Source organism: Mucilaginibacter sp. (genome assembly GCF_041663085.1).
In the GTDB taxonomy this organism is placed as follows: Bacteria; Bacteroidota; Bacteroidia; order Sphingobacteriales; family Sphingobacteriaceae; genus Mucilaginibacter.
This window is the reverse complement of sequence record NZ_JBAZRC010000186.1, coordinates 1-8,271: the sequence shown is the minus strand read 5'-3', so window position 1 is coordinate 8,271 and position 8,271 is coordinate 1. Positions and strand designations below refer to the sequence as shown.

Sequence of the window (8,271 nt, the reverse complement as noted above, 5' to 3'; positions counted from 1 at the left end):
AAAAATGCTTTTCTATATGATTGTTTACTGTAGCTATTTCCTGCTGCAATAACTCATCGTGCAGTTTTACGTGCGTAACCATATGCGGCATTACCTTTAGCACAAAGCGCCAGGGTTCTGTAACTACATATTTTACATCTGTACACCGTGTTTTAATGTCAAAAGTTTCCACGCGGGTAAAGCAGGCTTTTTCATCGTCAGATAAATTCATCCTGTTAGCTTCCCAACCGTAAGCGTAAAACTCGCGCAGCAATTGTTGTTTAACTACATAAACCTTGCGCCCTCTACGGCGCTTTTTTCGCTTGAATGATCTGTCGTGATGATATTCTACCGTGTTAATTTTAACCAGCAATGCCTCGTAGAACCCGGCTTGCGGGCCACGTTTAACATCATCGCGCAACACAAAGAAACGTTTCCAGCCCCGTTGATAAGGATGCTCCAGCGGCACCATTGGTAAATTTTGCTTTTGTTGCCACAATTGTTCCCGTGTTTTGCTCAGCTTAATTAAGCGCTTATCAAAATCTGTTTTAACGAGCCGCCTTTTGCGCCGTGCCGATTTGATACGGCACAGCCATTCATGTATGTCCATCGGACTTCCATTTAAATCTTGTATAAAAATATTATTGGATCTCTATTCGTCCCTGAGTGGGATATACCCTTTTAAAAGCGCACAAAAAACCCGATAAATTAATTCGGCAGGCAAATAATTTGGCATGATTGCTAAAGCAATCTTAATTATTAAAATAAAAAGTGCAGTATTTGCCTACCTAATGGGCAATGAGCGAAAGGGGCGATATGTAGCGTGGCTCTGTCATGATTCCTTGATATTTAAAAGGTTAACAAATCAGGAATTGGATGCAAAGATAGATTTTTATTTGAATTCAAAAAAAGCAATTATTTATTCTTTAGGCTTGGGTCTTAAAGTAGCAATAATCGCTATTGCTAAGGCTTGCTGCTTATCATTCAGGCGGCGGCTTCGTATTACTATAGAGTTGTGTAATATACCAGGCGAATTATCAACTTTTGCTTTACGCATATACACTCCGGTAATACCCTTAAAACTTTTTCTTGGAAAAACCAATCGGTGATAATACCCATCTATGGTGTCAATTTTCACCACATGGTTTTTTATTTCTTGCGGGATGTAAACCGGCAAATCAAATTTGTCTTTTTTATAAATACATGATGCTATCAGGTCGCATCCGGCGGCAAACGAACTGTCCCCCTTTACGCAAGGCCTTAAAGAGATTACTTTTGTTGTAAACCAATCAACATCGGGGTGTTGTTTGTAGCTTAAAAACCGAATAATGGCTTCATCTTTCCAAAATCCTTTAATTAAAAACTCCTGTTTTGTCATAACAAGCGTATCGCCATAAGGGCCATAATCATAATAAAGGTCTAAATTATTACCTTTTAAAACGCCGGGCTGCGAATCAATACCTTTTTCAATTTTAAGATTAAAATCATCAGGTACGTCTATCAGGTACTCGCCCATATCAATAGTCTTCCAGCCGGGTTTGGTGTTACTGCAACCAAAAGCACAGGCTATAAGAAAGATCAAACATAATCTGCGCATTTTAATATTCATATATAGGCTCAATATTTACCTTAGTATTCAGAAATGCTTGTGAAGTAATACTTAATATTATTATTTATTGAGGCTAATATACCTATCTAAAATCATAGCATAGCAATCAACATTTGCTTGCTTTACGCAGATTGATAACTTTGCAACATGCCAGCCATGCAAAATATTAAAGTAGCCGTTGATGCCGTGGTATTTGGATATACTTCTAAAGAGGGATTATCTGTACTGCTTATCAAACGCAACATTAAACCTTTTAAGGATAGCTGGGCCCTGCCGGGCGGTTTGGTTGGCGATAATGAATCACTGGAACAAGCCGTTCAGCGCGAATTGAAAGAGGAAACCGGCGTTAATATTAATTACTTAGAGCAGCTATACAGCTTTGGCAAACCCGGCCGCGACCCACGTAATCGCGTAATATCCATCACCTACTATGGACTGGTTAAACCCGATGCCTTTGAACTGCATGCCGATACCGACGCGGCCGATGTTGCCTGGTTCAATATTAAAAAACTCCCTCAGTTGGCATTCGATCACAAAGAAATATTGACCGCCGCGCATGAGCGTTTAAAAAATAAAATGCTGTACCAGCCCGTAGGTTTTGAATTATTGGAAGAAAAATTCCCTTTCTCTGAACTGGAAAAACTGTACATGGCCGTGTGGGACCGCCCTATCGATCGCCGAAACTTTAAAAAGAAAGTTATCAAATTTGGTTTCCTGGAAGAAACGGCAGAGAAACAAGCATTAGACGGTGCAGGCCGCCCGGGCAACCTATTCCGTTTTAACGAGCAGAAATACTTCCAGCTTCAAAAAGAAGGCATCAACTTCGAGATATAACCCCTGAAAAAGAAAATAAATGAAAAAATAATTTGCGTAATTAAAACGCATATTTATATTTGCGTATAATTAACGCAAATAATCATGAAAACAGCAGTAATTATCGCCCGCTTCCAAACACCATATCTGCACGACGGGCATAAGCAATTAATTAGCATGGTTAAAGAGAACCACGCCAAGCTGATCATCCTGTTGGGTGTAAGCCCGATAATGGGTAGCCGTAAAAACCCTTATGATTATTACACACGCGAAAAGATGATCAAGAAAGATTATCCCGAAGTGATCGTATTACCCATAAGTGACCATCCAAGCGATAAAACCTGGTCTGAAAATATTGATAACCTGCTGAAAAGCGTTTTCCCGGCCGAGCAGTTTTGCCTGTTTGGCAGCCGCGATAGTTTCATCCCCTACTATTCAGGCCGGTTCGAAACTATTGAACTACCAGAGCATGGCGATTATAATGCCACCGAATTGCGCAAGCAATATGCCGATAAAGTTTTCGATTCTAACGATTTTAGGGCGGGTATCCTATACGCCTATTATAACCAGTACACTAAAGTTTACCCTACGGTTGATATCGCCTGTTTCAGGAATAACAAAACTGAGATACTATTGGGCAAAAAGGCCACCAATAATAAATGGCGCTTTATAGGCGGCTTTGCCGACCCGGAAGATGAAAGCTATGAAGCTGCCGCCAAACGCGAGCTGATGGAGGAGTGTGGCGAGATGGAAATAAGCGAAATGACCTATGACACATCCCGCAAAATAAACGATTGGCGCTACCGCAACGAGGCTGATAAGATCATCACATTACTATTCAGTTGTGACTATATTAGTGGCACACCAGCTGCTCAGGATGATATTATAGACCTGGACTGGTTCCGGTTTGCTGATCTTCCGAAGATGATTGAAAGCGGGAACATCAGCGAGGAACATGTAGCGATGTTCGAAGTAATTATTACCAAATACCTTTAAAACTAATACCATGAAACGCGAAAACTTGATCCTATTGGCTGATGCCTACAAATACGCTCACCATAAATTTTACTACCCGGGTACTACCAAAATATACAGTTACCTGGAAAGCCGGGGCGGCATGTTTGATGAGACAATCTTTTTCGGATTGCAATATTTTTTGAAGGAATACCTGCAAGGCCCGGCATTTGCACAGCAGGACCTGGACGAAGCCGACGGCTTTTTAAAACAGGTATTTGGCCGTGATGATGTATTCGATAAAGCTAAATTCCAGTACATACTTGATAAATACAATGGTCACCTGCCTGTTAAAATTAAAGCTGTGGCCGAGGGTATTGCTGTACCAACCAGCAATGTACTGATGACCATTGAAAACACCGACCCTGAATGCTATTGGCTTACCAATTTTTTGGAAACGCTATTAATGCAGGTATGGTACCCTTGTACAGTAGCAACCCTAAGTAACCAGATCAGGAAAGTAGTTACCCAATTTTATAGTGAGACAGCAACCGAAGGCGCCGAAGCCGGGATAGATTTTGTGCTGAATGACTTTGGATTCCGTGGGGTAAGCAGCGTGGAGAGTGCCAAGATTGGTGGGGCTGCCCATTTAATAAACTTTAGCGGCAGCGATAACCTGGCAGGCAGCGGCATGGCCATTAATTATTATGATGCTACCAAAGTTTACGGATTAAGCATCCCTGCAACAGAACACAGTATTTGTACCCTGCTGGGCCGCGAAGGCGAACTGGAAATTTTTAGGCACGTACTGCGCGTTTTCCCAACCGGTACCATCGCATGCGTATCTGATAGTTATAACATTTTTAAAGCCTGTAAGGAATACTGGGGCGGCGAATTGAAAGAGGAAATTTTAAACCGTGATGGTACACTGGTTATCCGCCCGGATAGCGGCGACCCGATCAGGACACTGCTTGAAATATTCGGAATTTTGTTTGAAACCTTTGGCTTTACCACCAACCCCAAGGGCTATAAAGTACTGCCGCCGCAGGTAAGGGTGATACAGGGCGATGGTGTAAATTATGCCGAGATCATTAACATTTATAACGCTCTGAAAGCAAACGGCATCAGCGCGGAGAACCTGGTACTGGGTATGGGTGGTGCCCTACTGCAAAAGGTTGATCGCGATACACAGAAATTCGCCTTAAAATGCAGCAGTGCAGTTATCAATGGCCAGGAAGTAGCGGTAGAAAAAAGCCCAACCGAAATGGATGCACAGGGCAGCATTACTCCAAGTTTCAAAAAAAGCAAAGCCGGCCGTTTAAAATTGGTGAAAATAAACGGCATCTTTAAAACCGTAAACGAGCAGGAACATTTAAACCTGGCAGATGAACTGCGCACCGTTTTTGAAAACGGCGAACTGGTTAATACCATTACTTTTGAACAGGTGAAAGCCAATGCCAACCTTAACTAACATCACCATGAAAAAAATAATATTTTCCATAAAAGGCTACGAATACCTGGCCGAAAAAGTAATGGCTTGCGGCAATTTTGAAAAAGGCGAACTGGAAGTAAGCCACTTTACCGATGGCGAACGCTATCAGCGCATTATCTCTCAAATAGAAAACAGGGATGCTGTACTTATTGGCGGCACTGTAGATGACGGGGCAACTTTGGAACTGTATGACCTGGCATCATCGCTGGTTAGTTACGGGGTTAATTCGTTAACGCTGGTTATCCCCTACTTTGGCTATTCTACTATGGAGCGAGCCGTATTGAGCGGCGAAATTGTGACCGCAAAAACCCGCGCCCGCCTGCTGTCGGCTATCCCAAGATCAAACCGGGGGAATAAGGTTTTGCTGTTCGATCTGCATTCGGAAGGCATCCAATATTACTTTGAGCACGACTTATACCCGGTACATGTCTACTGCAAGGATATTGTGATAAAAGCGGCCTTTGAATACGGCGGCGATAACTTTGTAATGGCCAGTACGGATGCCGGCCGCGCTAAGTGGGTTGAATCATTAGCGAACGACCTGGGCGTAAACGCAGCCTTTATTCTGAAACGCCGGCTAAAAGGCGACCATACCGAGGTAAGTGCCATAAACGCCGATGTGGACGGCAAAACGGTTATTATTTATGATGATATGATCCGCTCTGGTGGCAGCATCATTAACGCGGCCAAAACTTACAAAAATGCCGGTGCCGGTGATATTTATGTAATTACTACCCACGGTTTGTTTGTTAACGATGGTATCAACAAACTAAAAAACAGCGGCCTTATTAAAAAACTGATCTGTACCGATTCACACGTAAACACGCAATACATCAATGATGATTTTGTGGAAGTGAGGAGTTTAGCAGCGCTGATCTGTGAATCGCTTTAATGGTTACTGCAATTTTAAAAATTCGGCAGGCACTGCTTCAGTAAGCCAAACCTTATTTTCAGACAGGTAGAATACATACCCCTTCTGATGCATTTCGGCGGCAAGTACCTTAAAAACTGCCGGCTTACCGTGCCTGCCCCCCACCTGTTTGGCCGTTTCAATATCCCGGCTTAAATGCACATGCCGGCGGCTGCGTTTTTCGAGTCCGGTAGCTTGAATAGAAGCAACGGACTTTTCACCCGTCCCGTGATATAGTATCTCTGGTGGCACCTGGGCCTGGTAGCCCAATTCAACCTCAACCGAGTGCCCCTGGCTGGCGCGGATCTTTTGCCTGGTTTCATCAAAAGCAAAACGCTTTTTACTGTTGGTTTCAACTACATGGTTTAACAGTTCTGCATCTAAAGTATGGCCATGCGCATTAACCTGTTTTAATAGTTCATCAACGCTTACCCAGCCCTGAGCGTCCAGTTCTATACCAATCAGCTGCGGCTGGTGCCTTAGTACAAGGCTTAAAAATTTACTGATGTGTGTTGTATCTTTTTCTTTCATCGTTTCATTCACTGTTGAGGTAATAGCGGGTGGCGTTATGCTGTCCCTGCCGTAATTATCTAAAGTTTTTGCCAGTTGGCTTTTTATCTGTTTTACCAATACCCTTGGCCCTAAAACCCGCAATTTTGATCCGAATCCCGATAACTCGCGCTCCAATTCAAAATTCATAATTACGCGGATGCTGAATATTTTTCCATTTCCATCCTCGCTCAATAATTTTTGCGTGTGATGCAGGGGTTTGGTTATCACATAAGGCGCATTCTTGGCGTCTATCCAAAACACTACCTCCACATCGCGCTGGCCCGGCGATTTGGTTACCCCTATTACATCATTATAATAAGTTGAAAAATCGATAGTGGTGTTCTCAATATACTCCTCATCATGCGCCGTAATGGTTTGTATCCTGTCCAGCGCCAGGTTAAGCAGCGGTTTATAGCGCTGGTGCGATATGCCCAATACAAACCAGCGGTTGCGGTATTCCTTCAGCAGATATCCGCTAAAGCAAAACGTACTCGCCTCGCGCGCTTTGAATGACTGATAGGTTACGCACATCGTTTTCCGGGCCACAATATACTTGCGGATCACTTCAATCCACTCCAGCCCTTTCAGGTTGTCGTTCTTCTCAAAATCAATAACCGGCGCGCTTTGCGTTTTTTGGGTGTAGATCTTGTCCTCCAGTTTACTCACCATTTCATTCAGGTCGGTAAAGTGGCTGAAACCTTTAAACTGTTTCAACAGGCCAGATACCTCGCTCAGCACCTGCATATCCTGCTGGTTTAAGGGGCTGTTGGTAATGCTGTAGTTTTTATCGCTGTAGGTATAATACTTTTTATCAACCACTACAATAGGCGCTTCGTAACCCAGCTTATTGCTGCGCATCATCTCTATATCAGCCTGTATGGTACGGCGGCTCACACCGGTATCTATTCCCTGGTATTCGTAAATGGCATCGCTGCAGGCATCTATCAGGCCGTCAAGCGTCCATTTCTTGTGGCGGTTTTGCAGGCATTGGTCAATGGTGCGATAGCGGATAAGGGCGTTGCGGTTAACGGGCATGGTGCTGTGATTTCGGATGTCGAATTTTCAATTTCGAATTTATTTACTCACCCCGACATTGCTTCGCTCGTCGACCCTCTCTGCTTCGCAAAGAGGGTAAGAAGAAAAGCAAACCCCTCTTTCCGCGAAGCGAAGAGAGGGTGGTCCAGCGCAGCGCAGACCGGGTGAGTCAACTAAGCGACATTAAAATATTTTGCTGAATTTATAAATTATTTTTTACTGCGCAAATACATTGCGCACTTGATGTTTCTCTTTGTACTGTCGAAAGGCTAAACCTGTTCACAAACGCCCCCTCTCTTAATACGGAGAGAGGGGTTTTGGCCCGGAGACTTTTTAATTATTAAATTACAAACTCAAGTTTATGAGAAAGCAAAATATATCCGAGACACTTCCCCTTCAGGGTTCTGGCGTGCAAAAGGAAAAAATTAGTAACAACGAGTTAAAATCATTAGGCATTAACGATGTAGAGATACTGGTAAACTTTAGCCGCGTGGCTAACGGCCTGCTAAAACATGGTGTTATGGCCAAGCCCGAAATACTGGCCAATTTAGAAGCCCTGATAGACGACCCGATGCCCTACGCCCTGAAAAAAGGCGGCAAGTTTAAAAACCTGGCCGAAGACGTGATAGCCCTGCGTAAGGAAGGCAAGTTTGTAAAACAGGAACGCAGCAACTTTAAGCTGAAGGAAGAGATAGCCGATTTCCCGGTGTGGGGACTGGAGCATATTGAAGTTGGCGCGCTGGCACAAATGCGTACCGCCATACAATTACCCATTGCGGTAGCCGGCGCGTTAATGCCCGATGCGCACCAGGGTTACGGCCTGCCTATTGGCGGGGTGCTGGCCACTACGGCCAATACCATTATACCGTTTGCTGTTGGGGTGGATATTGCCTGCCGGATGTGTTTAAGCATATTCGACCTGCCTGC

General features: G+C 43.8%; 8 protein-coding genes. 5 read left to right on the top strand and 3 right to left on the bottom strand.

Going from position 1 to position 8,271, the window contains the following annotated elements; genetic code table 11:
• Both WC615_RS21510 and WC615_RS21505 read right to left on the bottom strand, forming a co-directional pair.
• Window positions 1-589 (bottom strand): hypothetical protein (locus tag WC615_RS21510; RefSeq protein WP_372980110.1); only part of this gene is annotated, 589 nt, incomplete at its 3' end.
• A 309-nt stretch (window positions 590-898) separates the two neighbouring features.
• Window positions 899-1,576: a hypothetical protein gene (locus tag WC615_RS21505; RefSeq protein WP_372980109.1), complete on the bottom strand. Its 678-nt coding sequence runs from the start codon at window positions 1,574-1,576 to the stop codon at window positions 899-901.
• Between the two features lie 159 nt (window positions 1,577-1,735).
• Between WC615_RS21505 and WC615_RS21500 the strand changes: the two genes are divergently transcribed.
• The 4 genes from WC615_RS21500 (at window position 1,736) to WC615_RS21485 (ending at window position 5,739) form a co-directional block, all read left to right on the top strand.
• Window positions 1,736-2,422 (top strand): NUDIX domain-containing protein, encoded by a 687-nt coding sequence (locus WC615_RS21500; protein ID WP_372980108.1) that lies wholly within the window; start codon window positions 1,736-1,738, stop codon window positions 2,420-2,422.
• A gap of 84 nt (window positions 2,423-2,506) precedes the next feature.
• Entirely contained in the window at window positions 2,507-3,397 is an 891-nt protein-coding gene (locus WC615_RS21495) for an NUDIX domain-containing protein (protein WP_372980107.1), read from the top strand.
• 10 nt (window positions 3,398-3,407) lie between these two features.
• A complete protein-coding gene (locus WC615_RS21490) occupies window positions 3,408-4,826 on the top strand; it encodes a nicotinate phosphoribosyltransferase (RefSeq protein WP_372980106.1) in 1,419 nt (472 codons plus the stop codon).
• A 7-nt stretch (window positions 4,827-4,833) separates the two neighbouring features.
• A complete protein-coding gene (locus WC615_RS21485) occupies window positions 4,834-5,739 on the top strand; it encodes a ribose-phosphate diphosphokinase (RefSeq protein ID WP_372980105.1) in 906 nt (301 codons plus the stop codon).
• 3 nt (window positions 5,740-5,742) lie between these two features.
• On the opposite strand, the gene WC615_RS21480 is transcribed toward WC615_RS21485, so the two are convergent.
• Window positions 5,743-7,344, bottom strand: a complete 1,602-nt coding sequence (locus WC615_RS21480) for an RNA 2'-phosphotransferase (protein ID WP_372980104.1) — start codon at window positions 7,342-7,344, stop codon at window positions 5,743-5,745.
• A 361-nt stretch (window positions 7,345-7,705) separates the two neighbouring features.
• Between WC615_RS21480 and WC615_RS21475 the strand changes: the two genes are divergently transcribed.
• On the top strand, window positions 7,706-8,271 hold a 566-nt coding region (locus WC615_RS21475), incomplete at its 3' end, for an RtcB family protein (protein ID WP_372980103.1).

What these genes read in the sequence shown, in the direction of transcription:
- WC615_RS21500 (WP_372980108.1), top strand. Translation starts at nt 1,736, where the DNA reads ATGCCAGCCATGCAAAATATTAAAGTAGCCGTTGATGCCGTGGTATTT.
- WC615_RS21505 (WP_372980109.1), bottom strand. Translation starts at nt 1,576, where the DNA reads ATGCGCAGATTATGTTTGATCTTTCTTATAGCCTGTGCTTTTGGTTGC.
- WC615_RS21485 (WP_372980105.1), top strand. Translation starts at nt 4,834, where the DNA reads ATGAAAAAAATAATATTTTCCATAAAAGGCTACGAATACCTGGCCGAA.
- WC615_RS21480 (WP_372980104.1), bottom strand. Translation starts at nt 7,344, where the DNA reads ATGCCCGTTAACCGCAACGCCCTTATCCGCTATCGCACCATTGACCAA.
- WC615_RS21495 (WP_372980107.1), top strand. Translation starts at nt 2,507, where the DNA reads ATGAAAACAGCAGTAATTATCGCCCGCTTCCAAACACCATATCTGCAC.
- WC615_RS21490 (WP_372980106.1), top strand. Translation starts at nt 3,408, where the DNA reads ATGAAACGCGAAAACTTGATCCTATTGGCTGATGCCTACAAATACGCT.